At 66.7% G+C, this 16255-nt stretch carries 16 protein-coding genes and 2 pseudogenes; 15 read left to right on the plus strand and 3 right to left on the minus strand.

All coding sequences use genetic code 11. From position 1 onward, the window contains the following. Positions 1-60: 60 nt before the first annotated feature. The 6 genes from AB4Y44_RS24125 (at position 61) to AB4Y44_RS24150 (ending at position 6226) form a co-directional block, all read left to right on the plus strand. Entirely contained in the window at positions 61-699 is a 639-nt protein-coding gene (locus AB4Y44_RS24125) for an FMN-binding negative transcriptional regulator (RefSeq protein WP_368701079.1), read from the plus strand. A gap of 29 nt (positions 700-728) precedes the next feature. Continuing rightward, a complete protein-coding gene (locus AB4Y44_RS24130; protein WP_342919647.1) occupies positions 729-1082 on the plus strand; it encodes a cupin domain-containing protein in 354 nt (117 codons plus the stop codon). Between the two features lie 165 nt (positions 1083-1247). Then, complete coding sequence (locus AB4Y44_RS24135; RefSeq protein WP_368701080.1) at positions 1248-2168, plus strand: SMP-30/gluconolactonase/LRE family protein; 921 nt, start codon at positions 1248-1250, stop codon at positions 2166-2168. After that, on the plus strand, positions 2165-3712 hold the full coding sequence (locus AB4Y44_RS24140; protein WP_368701081.1) for a UxaA family hydrolase: 1548 nt from the start codon (positions 2165-2167) through the stop codon (positions 3710-3712). The genes AB4Y44_RS24135 and AB4Y44_RS24140 overlap by 4 nt, the downstream gene beginning before the upstream one ends. A gap of 71 nt (positions 3713-3783) precedes the next feature. Then, entirely contained in the window at positions 3784-5058 is a 1275-nt protein-coding gene (locus AB4Y44_RS24145) for an MFS transporter (protein WP_368701082.1), read from the plus strand. A gap of 49 nt (positions 5059-5107) precedes the next feature. Then, positions 5108-6226, plus strand: a complete 1119-nt coding sequence (locus AB4Y44_RS24150; RefSeq protein ID WP_368701083.1) for a malate/lactate/ureidoglycolate dehydrogenase — start codon at positions 5108-5110, stop codon at positions 6224-6226. A gap of 32 nt (positions 6227-6258) precedes the next feature. Here AB4Y44_RS24150 and AB4Y44_RS24155 read toward each other — a convergent pair whose 3' ends face one another. Then, on the minus strand, positions 6259-6681 hold the full coding sequence (locus AB4Y44_RS24155) for a hypothetical protein (protein ID WP_368701084.1): 423 nt from the start codon (positions 6679-6681) through the stop codon (positions 6259-6261). A gap of 110 nt (positions 6682-6791) precedes the next feature. On the opposite strand from AB4Y44_RS24155, the gene AB4Y44_RS24160 reads away from it, so the two are divergent. The 4 genes from AB4Y44_RS24160 (at position 6792) to AB4Y44_RS24175 (ending at position 11467) form a co-directional block, all read left to right on the plus strand. Then, positions 6792-7718, plus strand: coding sequence for a LysR family transcriptional regulator (locus tag AB4Y44_RS24160; protein ID WP_368701085.1), 927 nt, complete (start codon positions 6792-6794; stop codon positions 7716-7718). Between the two features lie 133 nt (positions 7719-7851). After that, positions 7852-9060, plus strand: a complete 1209-nt coding sequence (locus AB4Y44_RS24165) for a YbfB/YjiJ family MFS transporter (protein WP_368701086.1) — start codon at positions 7852-7854, stop codon at positions 9058-9060. Further along, positions 9057-10337 (plus strand): MFS transporter, encoded by a 1281-nt coding sequence (locus tag AB4Y44_RS24170; protein WP_368701087.1) that lies wholly within the window; start codon positions 9057-9059, stop codon positions 10335-10337. The genes AB4Y44_RS24165 and AB4Y44_RS24170 overlap by 4 nt, the downstream gene beginning before the upstream one ends. A gap of 29 nt (positions 10338-10366) precedes the next feature. Then, positions 10367-11467 (plus strand): NAD(P)H-dependent flavin oxidoreductase, encoded by a 1101-nt coding sequence (locus AB4Y44_RS24175; protein ID WP_368701088.1) that lies wholly within the window; start codon positions 10367-10369, stop codon positions 11465-11467. A gap of 87 nt (positions 11468-11554) precedes the next feature. On the opposite strand, the gene AB4Y44_RS24180 is transcribed toward AB4Y44_RS24175, so the two are convergent. Further along, positions 11555-12019, minus strand: coding sequence for a RidA family protein (locus AB4Y44_RS24180; RefSeq protein ID WP_368701089.1), 465 nt, complete (start codon positions 12017-12019; stop codon positions 11555-11557). Between the two features lie 101 nt (positions 12020-12120). Between AB4Y44_RS24180 and AB4Y44_RS24185 the strand changes: the two genes are divergently transcribed. Both AB4Y44_RS24185 and AB4Y44_RS24190 read left to right on the plus strand, forming a co-directional pair. Continuing rightward, on the plus strand, positions 12121-13077 hold the full coding sequence (locus AB4Y44_RS24185) for a LysR substrate-binding domain-containing protein (RefSeq protein ID WP_368701090.1): 957 nt from the start codon (positions 12121-12123) through the stop codon (positions 13075-13077). Positions 13078-13209: 132 nt separating this feature from the next. Beyond that, positions 13210-14349 carry a hypothetical protein gene (locus tag AB4Y44_RS24190; protein ID WP_368701091.1) on the plus strand — a complete coding sequence of 380 codons (1140 nt, stop codon included), beginning with the start codon at positions 13210-13212 and terminating at the stop codon, positions 14347-14349. A gap of 91 nt (positions 14350-14440) precedes the next feature. Here AB4Y44_RS24190 and AB4Y44_RS24195 read toward each other — a convergent pair whose 3' ends face one another. Further along, positions 14441-14800, minus strand: coding sequence for a hypothetical protein (locus AB4Y44_RS24195; RefSeq protein WP_368701092.1), 360 nt, complete (start codon positions 14798-14800; stop codon positions 14441-14443). 174 nt (positions 14801-14974) lie between these two features. Between AB4Y44_RS24195 and AB4Y44_RS24200 the strand changes: the two are divergent. From AB4Y44_RS24200 to AB4Y44_RS24210, 3 genes and pseudogenes are all read left to right on the plus strand, one after another. Next, a pseudogene (locus tag AB4Y44_RS24200) lies at positions 14975-15509 on the plus strand (DUF4142 domain-containing protein). Further along, a complete protein-coding gene (locus AB4Y44_RS24205; RefSeq protein ID WP_342919634.1) occupies positions 15506-15838 on the plus strand; it encodes a cupredoxin family copper-binding protein in 333 nt (110 codons plus the stop codon). The pseudogene AB4Y44_RS24200 and the gene AB4Y44_RS24205 overlap by 4 nt, the downstream one beginning before the upstream one ends. Next, positions 15835-16161: pseudogene (locus tag AB4Y44_RS24210) on the plus strand (sigma-70 family RNA polymerase sigma factor); the annotation flags it as partial. The gene AB4Y44_RS24205 and the pseudogene AB4Y44_RS24210, both read left to right, overlap by 4 nt. Positions 16162-16255 lie beyond the last annotated feature (94 nt).

The raw sequence follows: 16255 nt of genomic DNA on the forward strand, positions 1-16255 counted from the left end.
CTCGGGTCTGTGGCGGCATCGGCCGCGCTAACCCATCACCTTACGAGCAGGGACAAACGCATGTACGTACCAGCCCATTTCGCCGAAAACCGCAAGGACGTTCTGCACGACTGCATCGCCCAACATCCTTTTGGCACGTTGGTCACGCAGGGAAAGAGCGGGCTCGACGCCAATCACATTCCCTTTGAACTCGCAGCGGGCGAGGGCGAGCTAGGCGTTCTGCGCGCGCACGTCGCGCGCGCCAACCCGGTTTGGCAGGACGTGGCGAACGGCGACGACGTGCTCGTGATCTTCCACGCGGGCGACGCGTATATTTCGCCGAACTGGTATCCGAGCAAGCACGAGGCGCACAAGCAGGTGCCGACCTGGAATTACGTCGTGGTCCATGCTCATGGGCGCATCAGGATTCTCGACGACGAGCGCTACGTGCGCGGCGTGATCGGCCGCCTGACGCGTACGCACGAAGCCACGCAACCCAAGCCCTGGAAGATGGCCGATGCGCCGAAGGACTACACGGACATGCTCGTCAAGGCGATCGTCGGCGTGGAGATCGAGATCACGCGTCTGGTCGGCAAGAGCAAGCTCAGCCAGAACAAGGAAGAGCGCGACATTCGCGGCGCGGGCGAAGCGCTCAAATCGAGCGGCGAGTCTCGCATCGCCGACGCCATGCTCGCCGCTGCCGACGCGAAGGCGCAATAACGCGCACCAGCGCACACAAGGGCACCGTCATGGCAAACGACCCGTCGCTCGCGCCTGGCTTCTCAGGCATCGATTCAGCGAGCCTGCCATGGGTGCCCTCCCGCTTCGCGCCCGGCGTAGAGGTGAAGAACCTCGGCAAAGCAGACGGCCGCGCGATGCAACTGGTCCGGTTCGCTGCGGGGGCAACGTTCCCTGATCACCGCCATACGGGTCCCGAGTTCATCTACGTACTCGAAGGCGAGGCCGTACAAAACGGCCGGCGACTCACTGCGGGATACGCGGGCATTGCCGAACGGGGCACCGTCGACGCAGGATTTCATAGCGACACGGGCTGCGTGTTCCTGCTCGTCTACGACCTGGACCAGGTGTTCGACAAAACCTGATTGCCATCCAGGCTCGCGGGTAAACACGGGTAAACCACATTCCAGGCGCTTGAAGAAAATCTTCACAGGCCTATTCAACTAGTATTTAATAAACCGGCGCGGCAGTGAGCGACGGGTCACGCGCGCGTCGCCGTGACCTGACCCTGACGGTACGAGGCCGGAACGATGAATCCCCACGAATACGAAATCCACGATGCGCGCTTTCGCATGCTGCTGCAGCCCAACGCGCAGTTCGAGAAGCTCGCGGGCGGCTGCATGTGGGCAGAAGGACCGGTGTGGTTTCCCGCCGGCGACTTTCTTGTCTGGAGCGACATTCCCAACAACCGGATGATGCGCTGGGTGCCCGGCATCGGCACGGGCGTGTTCCGCGCGAACTCGAATTTCAGCAACGGCAACACGCTCGACCGCGAATGCCGACTCGTGACCTGCGAGCACGGCACGCGCCGCGTCACGCGCACGGAGCACGACGGGCGCATCACCGTCATTGCCGACCGCTACGAAGGGCATCGGCTCAATTCGCCCAACGACGTGATCGTGCATTCGGACGGTTCGATCTGGTTCACCGACCCCGACTACGGCATTCTCGGCGACTACGAGGGCTTTCGCGCGCCGAGCGAAATCGGCGCATGCCATGTGTATCGCGTGGCGCCCGCCACGGGCGCGGTGCAGCGCGTGGCCGACGACTTCATGAAGCCCAACGGGCTCGCCTTCTCGCCCGATGAATTGCGGCTCTATGTGGCCGACTCGGGCGCCTCGCATATCGAGAACGGCCCGCATCACATCCGCGTATTCGATGTGGACGCGCAAGGCAGATTGCACAACGGCCGGTTATTTGCGGACATTTCGCCTGGCGTGCCCGACGGCATGCGCGTGGACGAGCACGGCAACCTCTGGACGAGCGCGGGCGACGGCATTCACTGCTATGCGCCCGATGGCACGCTGCTCGGCAAGATTCTCGTGCCGGAGACGGTCGCGAATCTCGTGTTCGGCGGCCCGAATCGCAATCGCCTTTTCATCGCAGCCAGCACGTCGCTGTACTCGCTTTACGTGGGCGTGCGCGGAGCTTCCCAGGGAGACCGGCAATGACGCTTCTCGACCCCGCCTCGCTTTCGGCCGCGCTCATTCTCCTCGACCGGTGTGATGACGTTGCGATCGCGCGCGGGCAGTTGATGCCCGGCTCGGCACTCTATGGCGACCAAACGGTCGCGGGCATGATTCCGCCTGGCCACAAGGTGGCGTTGCGCGATATCGAGCCAGGCGAACCGGTGCGCCGCTACGGGCAGATCATCGGCTTTGCGAGCCGGCCGATCCGCTGCGGCGAACACGTGCATACGCAAAATCTCTCGATGGGCGATTTCGAGCGCGACTACGCATTTGGCGTGGACGCGCACGACACGCCGGCCGCCGCGCAACCCGCCACGTTTCTCGGCATTCGGCGCGCGGACGGCCGCGTCGCTACGCGTAACTACATAGGCATCCTGACGTCTGTCAACTGCTCGGCCACCGTCGCACGCGCGATTGCCGATCACTTTCGCCGCGACATCCACCCCGAAGCGCTGGAAGCGTTCCCCAACGTGGATGGCGTCGTGGCGCTCACGCACGGCGAAGGCTGTGCGCTGGCGGCCGAGGGCGAGCCGATCACGGTGTTGCGCCGCACGCTCGCGGGTTATGCGCGGCACGCCAACTTCTATGCCGTGCTGATCGTCGGACTCGGCTGCGAGACGAACCAGATCGACGGTCTCGTGGAAGCCGAACAACTCGAGCGCGGCACGCGCCTCTCGACCATGACGATCCAGCAGACGGGCGGCACCGCGCGCACGGTGGCAGCGGGCATCGAACAGGTGCGTGCGCTGCTGGCCGAAGCGAACCGCGTGACGCGCGAGCCGGTCGATGCGCGTCACCTCATGGTCGGCTTGCAGTGCGGCGGCTCGGACGGCTACTCCGGCATTTCCGCGAACCCGGCGCTCGGCGCGGCCGTGGACCGGCTCGTCACACACGGCGGCACAGCGATCCTCTCCGAAACGCCCGAAATCTACGGCGCCGAGCATCTGCTCACACGGCGCGCGGTGTCGCGCGAGGTGGGCGAAAAGCTGGTGGCGCGCATTCGCTGGTGGGAAGCGTATTGCGCGCGCATGGAAGCCAACATGAACAACAACCCGTCTGCCGGCAACAAGGCGGGCGGCCTCACGACCATTCTCGAAAAGTCGCTCGGCGCGGTGGCGAAAGGCGGTACGACGCGGCTCGTCGAAGCCTATGAGTATGCGCAGCCCGTGCGCGCCCAGGGTCTCGTGTTCATGGATACGCCGGGTTACGACCCGGTGTCCGCCACGGGCCAGGTGGCGGGCGGCGCGAACCTGATCTGCTTCACGACGGGCCGCGGCTCGGCTTATGGCTGCGCGCCTTCGCCGTCGCTCAAGCTCGGCACCAACAGCGCGCTGTGGCGACGCCAGGAAGAGGACATCGACCTGAACTGCGGCCGCATTCTGGACGGCGAGCAAAGCGTGGACGAGGCCGGCGCCGCGATCTTCGAACTGATGCTCGCGACGGCCTCGGGGCAGCGCACGAAGAGCGAGCTGCACGGCTACGGCCAGAACGAATTCGTGCCCTGGCATCTGGGGGCGGTCATGTAGAGCGGGAGCGATTCGAACAGGCGCCGCCCCTGACGGGAGAGGCGACGCCATATTCAGAAGGAGTGCTTTCGATGAAGGAAAAATCGCGCTGGCTGGTCATTTTCTTCTGCTTTCTGGCGATTGCGGTCAATTACATCGACCGCGCCAATCTCGCGGTGGCGGCGCCGCACATCATGAAGGACCTCGGCATTGGTCCTGCCGCCATGGGGCTGCTGCTCAGCGGCTTCTTCTGGACTTACGCCGTGATGCAATTGCCGTTTGGCTGGTTCGTCGACCGGGCCGGCGCGCGCATCGCGTTGCCGTTCGCCGTGGGCTGGTGGTCGGTGTTCACCGCGGCCACCGCGGTCGCGGGCGGCTTCGCGGCGATGTTCGGCTGCCGGCTCATGCTCGGCGTGGGCGAGGCAGGGGCGTATCCGTCTTGCGCGAAGCTCGTGAGCCAGTGGTTCTCGCGCGATGAACGCGCGCTCGCCACGAGCATCTTCGACAGCGGCTCGCGCGTGGGCTCCGCACTCTCGCTGCCGCTCGTGGCCGCGATCATGGCCGCGTGGGGCTGGAAGGCTTCGTTCTTGATTACCGGCGCGCTCGGGCTCGTGTGGATCCTGGGCTGGGTCGTGATGTACCGGGAACCCGAGGCGCGGGCCACACTCGACAAGCCGCGCGCTCCTGCGCTGGCCACCGCCTCGATACGCTGGAGCGGGCTGTTCCGCTACCGCACCGTGTGGGGCATGATGCTGGGCTTCTTCTGCCTGAACTTCGTCATCTACTTCTTCATTACGTGGTTCCCGAGCTATCTCGTCGAGGCACGCGGTTTCTCGCTCAAGTCGCTCGGCACGCTCGGCACCTTGCCCGCCATCGCCTCGATCCCTGGCGGCTGGCTGGGTGGCTGGCTTTCCGACACGCTCGTCAAGCGCGGCTGGAGCCTGACTGCCGCGCGCAAGACGTGCATCGTCGGCGGCATGCTGCTTTCGTCCGTGATCACGCTCACCGGTGTTGTTCAGGATGTCTACGTAATGCTCGCGCTCTTCGCGATTGCATACGGGAGCCTCGCGGCCGCGGCGGCCAGCATCTGGTCGCTGCCTGCCGACGTCGCGCCCACGCCGCGGCATGTCGCCTCGCTGGCGGGCATTCAGAACTTCGCATCGAATCTCGCAGGCATCGCGCTGACGACGTTCACCGGCGTGATGCTGCAGCTCACGCGCGGCTCGTTCACGATTCCGCTCGTGGTCGCCGGCGGGTTTTGCGTGCTAGGCGCCGTGAGCTATCTTGTGATTGTCGGACGCGTCGAGCCGCTCCGGGCGCCGGAGACCAGCGGCGTCGACGAACCGGCTTACGCGTCGCGCCCGTAAGCGCGTCAGCACCGCCTCTTGTTTCGCTGCCACACACAGGGTCATGTACATGTCGAATGCCACCGCTGCAAAAGGTTCAGAAGTCGTTATCGAGGCTCGCGCGCTGCACGCCTTCGTCGTCGCCGTCTGGCGCGCGGCCGGCAGCGAGGCGCGCGAGGCGGCGCTGGTCGCCGACCATCTCGTCGAAGCCAATCTCGCCGGGCACGACTCGCACGGCGTGGGCATGATTCCGCGCTATATGCTGTCGTGCCGCGAAGGCGAGCTCAAACTGAACGCGCACGCGCAGGTCGTGCGCGACGCCGGTGCGGTGCTCACGATCGAAGCCGGACGCGGCTTCGGGCAAGTCACGGCGTTCGAGGCGATGGAGCACGGCATCGAGCGCGCGAAGTCGCTCGGCGTGTGTGCGCTCGGCCTGCGCAACGCGCATCACATCGGACGTATCGGGCACTGGGCCGAGCAATGCGCGCGCGCCGGGCTCGTGTCGTTCCACTTCGTCAACGTCGCGGGCGATCCGCTCGTCGCGCCGTTCGGCGGCATCGACCGGCGCTTCGGCACCAATCCGTTTTGCGCGGCGTTTCCGCTCGAGGGGCGCTCGCCGCTGGTGCTCGACTTCGCCACGAGCGCGATTGCCGCGGGGAAAGTGCGCGTGGCCTACAACAAAGGCGTGGATGTGCCCGCCGACGCCCTGATCGACAGCGACGGCCACCCCACGCGCGATCCCGGCGCGCTGTTCAGCGACACCCAGCACGGCGCGCTGCGCGCATTCGGCGGCGCGGTGGCGGGCCACAAGGGTTCCGGGCTCGCCGCGATGTGCGAGATCCTGGCGGGCGCGCTCTCGGGCGGCTTCACCACACGCGAGCAAACTATCGTCTCCACGCACGCGATCGTCAATTGCATGACGTCGGTGATCGTCGATCCGGCGGCGTTCGACGCGCCCTCGCGCGAGCAGGAAGCGCTCGCGTTCGTCGAATGGCTGAAGGCCACGCGGCGCGTGGCGGGTGTCGACGAGATCCTGCTGCCCGGCGAGCGCGAGGACGCGACGCGGCGCACCCGCGAGGCGCAGGGCATTCCCGTGGATGCGACGAGCTGGTCGCAGATCGTCGATGCCGCGCGCATGGCGGGCGTGACCGAGACGGACATCGCGGCGTGCGAGCGTAGCTCGCGCTAACCAGGCGAACTACGAGGCTAACTACGCGCCGCTCACTCGTCGCACTTCACCTCGTTTTTGGGCGCGACGATGATCACCGGGTAGGTGCCGCGATCGAGTTCGACGCGCACGACGATGGCGGTAGTGGCAGGGTCGCTATCGTCGTACACGCTCGCCTTCTCGTTCTTCAGTAGCGTGACGCCGGTGCAGGCGGACGCGTGGCTGTCGTCGTCGGCGATCTTGCATTGAATCTCGTTGTCCTTCAGGTAGCGAATGCGGTCGCGGTCGGGCGTGGCCAGATAGTCGCGCACGCTTTGCGCCGAGCCGGCAACGCCCGTCACATAACCGATCGCGCAGTCGCGCTTCGAATTCGTATCGCCCGACGACGTTTGGGCAAGAGCGGGAGCAGCGGCCAGCGCCATGGCAGCGAGGGCAGCGAAGGCCGCGAGGACCGGCGAGAGGGTGAGGCACTTCATGAGTGATCGATTGCCGCAAAAGTGGAAGCGCCGATTTTAACGCCTGCGCGTTATCCGCTAAGATCGACGCGGAATTCACAGAGCGAAGCGACCGCACGCCAGAACGCGCAATGGACCGAATCGACGCCATGAAGGTTTTCGTCGCCACGCTCGACGAGGGAAGTCTCGCGGGCGCGGGCCGCCGGCTGGGCCGCTCGCCCGCGGCGGTCAGCCGGGCCATTGCGTTCCTCGAGGAGCACACCGGCACGGCGCTGCTGTACCGCACCACGCGCACGATCCGCCTGAGCGAGGCGGGCGAGCGCTATGCGCTGGCGTGCCGGCGCATCCTCGCCGATCTCGAAGAAGCCGACCTGCTCGCCGCCGACGAGCGCTCCGCGCCGCGCGGGCTGCTGGGCGTCACGGCGGCGGTGGCCGTGGGCGAAGAGGTGCTGCGCCCGATGATCGAGGAGTTCATCGACCGCCACCCCGAGGTGTCGATCCGCCTGCACCTGCTCGACCGGCCCGCGAGCCTCATCGACGAGGGCATCGACGTGGCGCTGCGCATTGCGCATCTGCAGGATTCGACGCTCGTCGCCATTCCGGTGGGCGAGGTGCGGCGCGTGGTGGTCGCCTCGCCCGACTATCTCGCCGCGCATCCCGCCATCGAGACGCCCGCCGATCTCGCGAGCCACCCGATCATCTCGATGACGCATTTCGGGCTCGACTCGTGGAGCTTCCCGGCGGCGCGCCAGACCGCGCTGCCTCAGGTCGTGCAGTTCTCGCCGCGCTTCATCGTGAATACGATCCGTGCGGCGCGGGCTTCGGCCGTGGCGGGGCACGGCGTCACGCGGCTCTTTTCCTATCACGTGGCCGAGGAGGTCGAAGCGGGCCGGCTCAGGATCGTGCTGCGCGACAGCGAGCATGCGCCGCTGCCCGCGAATCTCGTCACGCCGCATGGGCGCCTTTCGGTGCCCAAGGTGCGCAGCTTCGTCGATTTCGCCACGCCGCGGCTGCGCGAGTACTTCGAGCAGGCCAGGCGCATTACCGACGCCGATTGAGCGATATTCGCCATTCGTTCGCCACGCGGAAGAATGACTTACGTACTGCATCGATTCTCTCGACAAGTGATCTAACCTAGACTGGCTCTCATGTTCAGCGGTTGCTTCATTGCAGCCGCTCTCTGGAGTCGCCATGCATCAAGCCGTCTCGAATCCGTCCGCGCCTGCGGCCTACAACGTCTGGCGGGGCACGCTCGCCGGGGCTAGCGCAAGCCTCATCGGCATTGGTCTCGCGCGTTTCGCCTATACGCCGTTGCTGCCCGCCATCATCGGCGCCCACTGGTTCCCCGCCTCGACCGCCGCTTACCTCGGCGCCGCCAACCTGGGCGGCTATCTGGCCGGCGCGCTGCTCGCAGGCGCGATGGTCCGCGCCGCCAAACCCGCCACCGTGCTGCGCGCGATGATGCTGCTCGCGACCATCGCGTTCGTCGCTTGCGCGGTGCCCGTATCGTTCCTGTGGTTCTTCGTCTGGCGCTTCGCCTCGGGCCTGTCGGGCGGCGCGCTGATGGTGCTCGCCGCGCCCACGATCCTCGCGCACGTGCCGGCGGCGCGCCGCGGCTTCGCAAGCGGCGGCATCTTCACGGGCATCGGGCTCGGCATTGCCGCCTCGGGCACGATCGTGCCGATTCTGCTGCGCCAGGGCCTGACGGCCACGTGGTTGGGCCTCGCCGTCGTCTCGCTGCTGCTCACGGCTGTGGCGTGGAACGGCTGGCCCGAGCACGGCACGCCGGTGCACGCTCACGCGCCTTCGCGCTTCGAACACGCGAAGGCTTACCCACACACGCAACTGCGCGCGCTCTATGCCGAATACGGGCTGAATGCCGTGGGGCTCGTGCCGCACATGATCTTCCTCGTCGACTATGTGGCGCGCGGGCTGGGTCGCGGCGTGGATGCTGGCGCCGAGTTCTGGGTGCTGTACGGCATCGGCGCGATCGTCGGCCCGCTCGCGGCGGGGCACCTTGCGGACCGCTCGGGCTTCGGTCCGGCGCTGCGCGTCGCGTATCTGGTGCAGGCCGTGGCGGTTGCGATTCCGGCGCTCGGATTCTTCGGCCCGGCGGGGCTCATGGTCTCCGCCGTGCTGGTGGGCGCCTTCACGCCCGGCATCGTGCCGCTGGTGCTCGGCCGCGTGAACGAGCTGCTCGCGCATCATCCGTCCGCCGTGAAGGGCGCGTGGAGCCGCGCCACGACGAGCTTCGCCGTGATGCAGGCGGTTGCCGCCTACGGCCTGTCGTTCGTGTTCTCGTCGAGCGGCGGCAACTACCTCGCGCTGTTCGCGATCGGCGCCGCGGCGCTCGTGCTCGCGCTCTTCGTCGATCTCTTCTCCGCGTTGAGGGCCAGGTGAATACGACCATCTCTTCTCCCGCGGCTGCGCTGCGGCAGACAAAGCCGCAGCCGCGCGGCTACGCGGAGCGCAATGCGCAGTACTGGCGACGCAATCTCGTCGTGTGCGTGATCGGCTCGTTCACGACGCTCGTGAGCCTCAGCATGCTGCTGCCTTTCCTGCCGCTCTACGTGCGGCAGCTCGGCGTGAGCTCGCAGTCCGCCGTGATCCAGTGGTCGGGCGTGGCATTCGGCGCGACCTTCCTCGGCACGGCGCTCACCGCGCCGGTCTGGGGCCGCCTCGCCGACCGCTATGGCCGCAAGCCCATGCTCGTTCGCGCGGCCATCGGCATGGCCGTGGTGATGTCGTTGATCGGTGTGGCGCACAATGTGTACGAGCTCGTCGCGCTGCGTCTGATCGCCGGTCTCGTGGGTGGCTACGCGTCGGCTTCCACCGTGATGGTCGGCACCCAGGCGCCGCGCGAGCGGGCGGGCTGGGCGCTCGGCATTCTTTCCACGGGCGCGCTCGCGGGCAATCTCGTCGGCCCGCTGGTGGGCGGCGTGCTGCCCGGCTGGATCGGCATTCGCGGCACCTTTTTCGCCGGCGGCGCGATGATCGCCGTGGCGGCGCTCCTGACCGTCTTCGTGGTGAAGGAAGAGTTTCATCCAGAAAGCGACGCGAAACCGCACGCAAGCAACGCGGCGGCCGGTTCGGGCAGCGGTGCGCGCCGCCCCGACTATGCGGTGGTGGCCGCGCTGCTCGTGACCGCGATGATGGTGCTGCTCGCCAACATGTCGATCGAGCCCGTCATCACGGTGTATATCGGCAGTCTGGGCGTGGGCGTGGCGCATCTCGCGCGCGTGGCGGGCGTGGTCATGGCATGCTCGGCGCTTGGCAGCATGCTCACGGCGGCGCGCCTCGGCGCACTGGCCGACCGCTTCGGCAGCTGGCGCGTGATCGTCGCCTGCCTCGTGCTCACGGGGCTCGCGATGGTGCCGCAGGCGTTCGTCACACACTGGTGGCAGCTCGCGGGACTGCGCGTGGTGATGGGCATGACGCTCGCAGGGCTCTTGCCTTCCATCGGCAAGCTCGCGCGGCAGTCGGTAGACGAAAGCAAAACGGGCCGCATGCTCGGCTATTTGCAGTCGGCGCAATTCAGCGGCCAGGTGGTGGGCCCGGTGATCGGCGGCGTGATTGGCGTTCACTTCGGTCTGCACGCCGTGTTCTTCGCGACCGGCGCGCTGCTGGTCGCATGCGGTGGACTCGCGCACTGGGCGCAGCGCCGCGCTCACGCTTGAAACTGGAACGGATCCGGAGGGAACGCAACATGAGCAATCAAGTGGACCAACGGGCGTTGCTGCGCTCGCTCGGCATTCAGAAACCGATCATCCAGGCGCCCATGGCGGGCACCACCACGCCGGCGCTGGCCGCCGCCGTGTCGAATGCGGGCGCGCTCGGCTCGCTGGGCGTGGCCGCGATGAACGCGGAGAACGCGCGCCGCGCGATCCACCAGACGCGCGAGCTGACGGCGAAGCCGTTCAACATCAACGTGTTCTGCCATCGCCCGGCCACGCCCGACGCGGCCGTGGAGCGCGCGTGGCTCGACTGGCTCGCGCCGGTGTTCGAGCAATACGGCGCGAAGCCGCCTGCCGCGCTCTCGGAAATCTACACGAGCTTCGTCGTGGACAAGGCCATGCAGGCCATGCTGCTGGAAGAGAAGCCGGCAGTGGTGAGCTTCCATTTCGGCCTGCCGCCCGATGCGGTGATCGCCGAACTCAAGCACGCGGGCATCCGTTTGTTTGCGAGCGCAACCAGTCTCGACGAAGCGGCCGCAGCGGTGGAGGCGGGCGTGGATGCGATCGTCGCACAGGGTGTGGAGGCGGGCGGCCATCGCGGCGTGTTCGATCAGAATGCCCGCGACGACGGCCTCGGCACGTTCGCGCTCACGCGCCTGCTGGTGAGCGAATTCGACGTGCCCGTGATTGCGGCGGGCGGCATCATGGACGGCGCGGGCATTGCCGCCGCGCTCGCGCTGGGCGCGCAGGCGGCGCAACTGGGCACGGCGTTCGTGGCCTGCCCGGAGAGCGCGGCCGACGAAGGCTATCGCGCCGCCTTGCTCGGCGACGCGGCGCGCCATACGACGTTCACTTCGGCGATCTCGGGGCGGCTTGCGCGCAGCATCGTCAACCGCTTCACCGCGCTAGGCGAGGACCCGAAGGCGCCGCGCGTTCCGTCTTATCCGATCACGTACGACGCGGGCAAGGCGCTGATCGCGGCTGCGAAGGCCAGGGGAGAATCCGGCTACGGTGCGCAGTGGGCGGGCCAGGCCGCGCCGCTTGCGCGCGCGCTGCCGGCGGCGGAGCTGGTGGCGCAACTGGAGCGCGAGACGCGCGAGAGCATTGCACGGTTGCAGTCGGTGTTCGCTTGAGCGGTATTTGATCGACGCAAACGGGAACATCGGCACGCGCGATGGATGCGCGTGCCGATGTTCCTTTAGGTGGCGGGAAAGACGGCGTCAGGCAGACAGAATCTGCGCGATCACCACGAGTTCGACGGGCAGATCGAGCGGCAGTCGGGGAGGCGCGAACGCGGAGCGTGCGTGCCCGGCCTTCTCGCCGAGCACGGCGGCGAAGAGATCCGACGCGGCGTCGAGCACGGCAGGCTGCTCGAGAAAGCCTTCGGCGCTGCTCACGTGGCCTTCCATGCGCACGATGTGATGCAGGCGCTCGAAGCTGCCCAGGTGCCGCTTGATCTGCGCGAGCACGTTCAAGGCGGTGAGCCGCGCGGCCTCGCGGCCCTGTTCGAGCGTCAGCTCCGCGCCCACGCGTCCGCTCCAGCGCAGCTTGCCGTCGACGAGCGGTCCCTGGCCGGAGATGAAGAGCAGGTTGCCTGCCTCGGAAGCGGCCGTGTAGTTGCCGAGCGGTTGCGGCGCGGCGGGCAGGGCGAGGCCGAGATCGGCAAGTTTTTGTTCGACGGACACGATGTTCTCCTCCAGGGGTGATGAGTATTCGCCTCATGTTGGACGCATCAGAATAGAACTAAAGCATCTGGTGCGAGCAGGAGCAATCAGGAGAAAAGGGCATGCAACGCAAATTCGACGATCTGCTGCTGGGCAGCATTGAACTGTTCTGCCAGGCGGCGGAGCTGGGCAGCTTCACGCTGGCCGCCAATGCGGCGAGCGTCACGCCCGCCGCGGTGAGCCGGTCCGTGGCGCGGCTCGAAGAGCGGCTCGGCGTGCGTCTGTTCGTGCGCACGACGCGCCAGATCCGCCTGACCGATGCGGGGCGGCGCTACTTCGAGCAGTGCCGCGAGGCGCTCTCGCAACTCGTGGATGCGGAGCGCGAAGTCACGGGCGAGCAGACCACGCCGGCCGGCGTGCTGCGCATCAGCATGCCCACGCCCTACGGGCACTATCGCGTGCTGCCGCTCTTGCCGGCATTTCGCGAGCGCTATCCGGAGGTGCAGGTCGACACGCATCTGAGCAACCGCAACATCGACTTCGCGGACGAAGGCTTCGACCTGGCGATTCGCGGACGCGCGCCCGCCGATTCCAACCTCGTGGCGCGCAAGCTGGAAGACGCGGAGATGGTGGTGGTGGCCACGCCCGCCTATCTGAAGCGCGCGGGCGTGCCGAAGACCGTGGCGGATCTGCAGTCGCACGAATGCATACAGTTCGAACTGCCAAGTAGTGGGCGCCATCTTGCGTGGACGTTCGACGGCAATGCCAATGAAGACGGCGATGTGATCACGAGCGGAAGTTACGGAACGTCGGGTGACGCGCTCGCCGGCGTGACGCTCGCGCGCGCGGGGGCGGGGCTGTTCCAGACGTATCGCTTCGTGGTGGCCGACGACCTGCGCGAAGGCAGGCTCGTGGAAGTGCTGCGCGAGGAGGGCGGACGTACCCGGCCTTTCATTCTGCTGTATCCGCACGCGCGTTATTTGACGTCGCGGGTGCGGGCGTTCGTGGATTTTCTGGTGGAGGAACTGGCGGCGCCTGCGCTTGCGCCGAAAGCGAAAATCGGCGTGGCAAAGCGTTGAAGCGCGTTTAGCGGAATAGCCCCGCCCGCGGATCGTTTACGCAAGACGCGGGGCGCGCGAAGCATGGTGCGTTCACTGGCCGCGCGAGTCGTCCTGGCGTTCCGGACCGTCCCCGCGAGAAGGAGGTGTCAGATGAAAGCTTCTCGCTCGTTGTCCGCATGTCGTTCATACTTCGGCCGGAACCGGGCGGCGTTCGTGCCGCGACTGCGTCACCTGGCGTTGGGCGCCGGGCTCTTCGCCCTTGCGCTGGGAACCGTCCGCGCCGACGCCCTGCAGGCGATCCTGCCGCCGGCCTTCGCGACTTCGTCGACCGTACCGTCCAACGGCGACGTCAATCCGTATGGCATTGCATTTGTCCCGTTCGGCGTGCCCTCGTGGAGCACGCTCAAACCCGGCGACGTGGTGGTGTCCAACTTCAATGCGCAATCGAATCTGCAAGGCACCGGTACGACGATCGTCAAGCTTGTTCCGAATAGCCAGCCGGTGACGTTCTTCCAGGGAGCGCACCTCGGTCTCACGACGGCGCTCGCCGTGCTGAGAAGCGGCTTCGTGCTGGTGGGCAATGTCCCGACCTCCGACGGCAAGAACGTCATCGCGCCGGGTTCGCTTCTCGTCATCAATCCGCAGGGCCGGCTCGTCAAGGAACTGAAAGATGCGCGGCTGCTCGACGGCCCCTGGGACCTCACCGTGCTCGACGGCGGGCAGTTCGTGAAGGTCTTCGTCTCGGATGTGCTCAATGGCACCGTCGCCCGGATCGACCTCGCGATCGGCGAGAACGGCGTGACGGAGTTGCCCTCCTCGACGATCGTCGCTTCGGGCTACGTGCATCGCACCGACCCGGCTGCACTCGTCGTCGGCCCGACGGGCCTCGCCTATGATGGCCAGCACGACGTGCTCTACGTCGCCTCGACGGGCGACAACGCGGTGTTCGCCATCTACGGCGCGGCGGGTGCGAATCATAGCGGCGGCGTGGGGCGGCTGATCTATCAGGACAACACCCATCTGCACGGACCGCTTGCCCTTGCGCTCGCTCCCAACGGGCATCTCGTCACGGCCAACGGCGACGCCGTGAATGCCGACCCGCAACAGCCCAGCGAGATCGTCGAATTCACCGTGGAAGGGCAGTTCGTCGCGCAGATGTCGGTCGATCCCACGGCGGGTTCCGCGTTCGGGCTCGCATTCGGTATGGACAGCCAGCACCTCTCGCAGTTTGCCGCCGTAGACGACAGCACCAATGCGGCAACGGTCTGGACGTTGCGCACGGGTAACTGATCGACAACAATGCAACGTCACGTTCCTCGGCCCGCCCCGAAACGTCGGGCCGGGCCGGGCAATGACAATCGGTTAGCTAACCGAAATAATGTCAGGGATTCACGGTGTGCCACATGCCTTTGAAGCCGTCGCCGTTCATCTGGCCGGCGTGCGTGTCCTTCGAGTAGCGATAGAGGGGGTGGCCCTTGTAGGTCCATTGATGCTTGCCGTCTTCGGCAGCGATCAGCCCCCAGTCGCCGCTGGCCTTGTCGTAGGGGTCGGCGAGCGCGGCCGGCCACATGCTTGCGCACGCACCGGCGCAGGCGCTTTTGCCTTGCACCGTGTCCTTGTCGAAGGTATAGAGCGTCATGCCGTCATCGTCGACGATCATGCCGTTGGCCACTTTTGGCGCTTCCGCGAACACCGCGATGGGCAGAAGGCAAGCCATGGCGCACAACAAGATTCTGGTCATGATTTCAGTCCTTTTAAGCACCCCGCCGGGATATGGGTTAAACGGCTGACAGCGGCCTTTCTTCCATTTTCGGTTTGCCAATGGGAACAGCCGCGCGACTCGTGACATCTATTTCCTCGAAGGCAGGTGAAACGCCCGCCGCCCACCGAGGAGAATCGTATGAACCCCATCAGCATGCTGCCAGGCGCGGCGCTCGCACTGGTGAGCCTGTTCGTGGGCGCGCTGTCGAGCATCCCGGCGCTCGCCCAGGGCTCGGGCCCGACCGATCCGCAGATCGCCGCCATCGTCGTAGCCGCAAACCAGGCCGACATCGACGCCGGCAAGCTGGCCGAATCGAAAACGCAGTCGAAAGAAGGCCTTCGCGCAGCGCATGGTGGCCGACCATACCGCTGTGAATCAGGCAGCCGTCAAACTCGTGCACAAGCTGGGTGTCACGCCCGAAGCCAATCCGACCAGCGAGAGCCTGAAGCAGGGTGGCGAGGCCAACATGCCGAATCTCGAGACGCTCAAAGGCGCGGCGTTCGATCGCGCGTATATCGACCATGAAGTGACGTATCACGAACAGGTCATCGACGCGCTCAACAAGACGCTCATTCCCAGCGCGCAAAACGCCGAGCTGAAGGCCTTGCTCGTGAAGGTCCGCCCGGCGTTCGTCGCGCATCTGGACCACGCGAAGCACGTGCAGGCGACGCTCGCGACTTCGCAATGAGCCGCTTGCGCCGTGTTGCGCTGGGCGTGTGCGCAATCGTGTGTGCGGCCGGCGCCGGGCCAGCGGCGGCCGCCCGCTACGTCGTCGCCATCGAGCAGATGCGCTTCGATCCGCCGAGCGTGACGGTGCACGCCGGCGACAGCGTCGTGTGGGTCAACAAGGACCTCGTGGCGCACACGGTCACCGCCGAGGCCAAAACGTTCGACTCCGGCAGCATTGCGCCGGGTGCGTCATGGCGATATGTCGCGAGCAAACGGGGACGCCATGCCTACTCATGCCAGTTTCATCCGGTGATGCATGGCACCCTGATCGTGGTGCCGGGACCATGACGAATGAGGAGGCGGCGCTGGCCGAAGCGTGCACCAGCGGCCTGACGAGTGACGATGCGCGGATTGTGCGCCGCATCGTGGCGGGCGATCTTGCGGCTTTCGAACTCCTGATGCGCCGCCACAACCGGCGCCTCTACCGGCTTGCGCGCGCCATGCTGCGCGACGACGCGGAGGCGGAAGACGCCTTGCAGGACGCGTATCTGAAAGCCTTCAGGGCGCTCGCGCAATTCCGCGGCGATGCTGCGCTCGCGACATGGCTCTCGCACCTCGTGCTCAACGAATGCCTCGCCCGGATGCGCCGCGAGGCCCGCCGCCACAACATGATGGTTCGCTGCCGAACAGTCGCGGGTAGATCTCGCACGTCGAGCCGCCGGGGCGATACCGGATGCGGCATACTGGAAAGCGAACCACGCGTTT

Source organism: Paraburkholderia sp. BR10937 (assembly GCF_040965695.1).
Taxonomy (GTDB): domain Bacteria; phylum Pseudomonadota; class Gammaproteobacteria; order Burkholderiales; family Burkholderiaceae; genus Paraburkholderia.

Coding starts and splice junctions, on each gene's coding strand:
- AB4Y44_RS24185 (WP_368701090.1), top strand. CDS start 12,121: ATGCAACGCAAATTCGACGATCTGCTGCTGGGCAGCATTGAACTGTTC.
- AB4Y44_RS24155 (WP_368701084.1), bottom strand. CDS start 6,681: ATGAAGTGCCTCACCCTCTCGCCGGTCCTCGCGGCCTTCGCTGCCCTC.
- AB4Y44_RS24175 (WP_368701088.1), top strand. CDS start 10,367: ATGAGCAATCAAGTGGACCAACGGGCGTTGCTGCGCTCGCTCGGCATT.
- AB4Y44_RS24140 (WP_368701081.1), top strand. CDS start 2,165: ATGACGCTTCTCGACCCCGCCTCGCTTTCGGCCGCGCTCATTCTCCTC.
- AB4Y44_RS24205 (WP_342919634.1), top strand. CDS start 15,506: ATGAGCCGCTTGCGCCGTGTTGCGCTGGGCGTGTGCGCAATCGTGTGT.
- AB4Y44_RS24145 (WP_368701082.1), top strand. CDS start 3,784: ATGAAGGAAAAATCGCGCTGGCTGGTCATTTTCTTCTGCTTTCTGGCG.
- AB4Y44_RS24190 (WP_368701091.1), top strand. CDS start 13,210: ATGAAAGCTTCTCGCTCGTTGTCCGCATGTCGTTCATACTTCGGCCGG.
- AB4Y44_RS24195 (WP_368701092.1), bottom strand. CDS start 14,800: ATGACCAGAATCTTGTTGTGCGCCATGGCTTGCCTTCTGCCCATCGCG.
- AB4Y44_RS24165 (WP_368701086.1), top strand. CDS start 7,852: ATGCATCAAGCCGTCTCGAATCCGTCCGCGCCTGCGGCCTACAACGTC.
- AB4Y44_RS24125 (WP_368701079.1), top strand. CDS start 61: ATGTACGTACCAGCCCATTTCGCCGAAAACCGCAAGGACGTTCTGCAC.
- AB4Y44_RS24150 (WP_368701083.1), top strand. CDS start 5,108: ATGTCGAATGCCACCGCTGCAAAAGGTTCAGAAGTCGTTATCGAGGCT.
- AB4Y44_RS24135 (WP_368701080.1), top strand. CDS start 1,248: ATGAATCCCCACGAATACGAAATCCACGATGCGCGCTTTCGCATGCTG.
- AB4Y44_RS24130 (WP_342919647.1), top strand. CDS start 729: ATGGCAAACGACCCGTCGCTCGCGCCTGGCTTCTCAGGCATCGATTCA.
- AB4Y44_RS24160 (WP_368701085.1), top strand. CDS start 6,792: ATGGACCGAATCGACGCCATGAAGGTTTTCGTCGCCACGCTCGACGAG.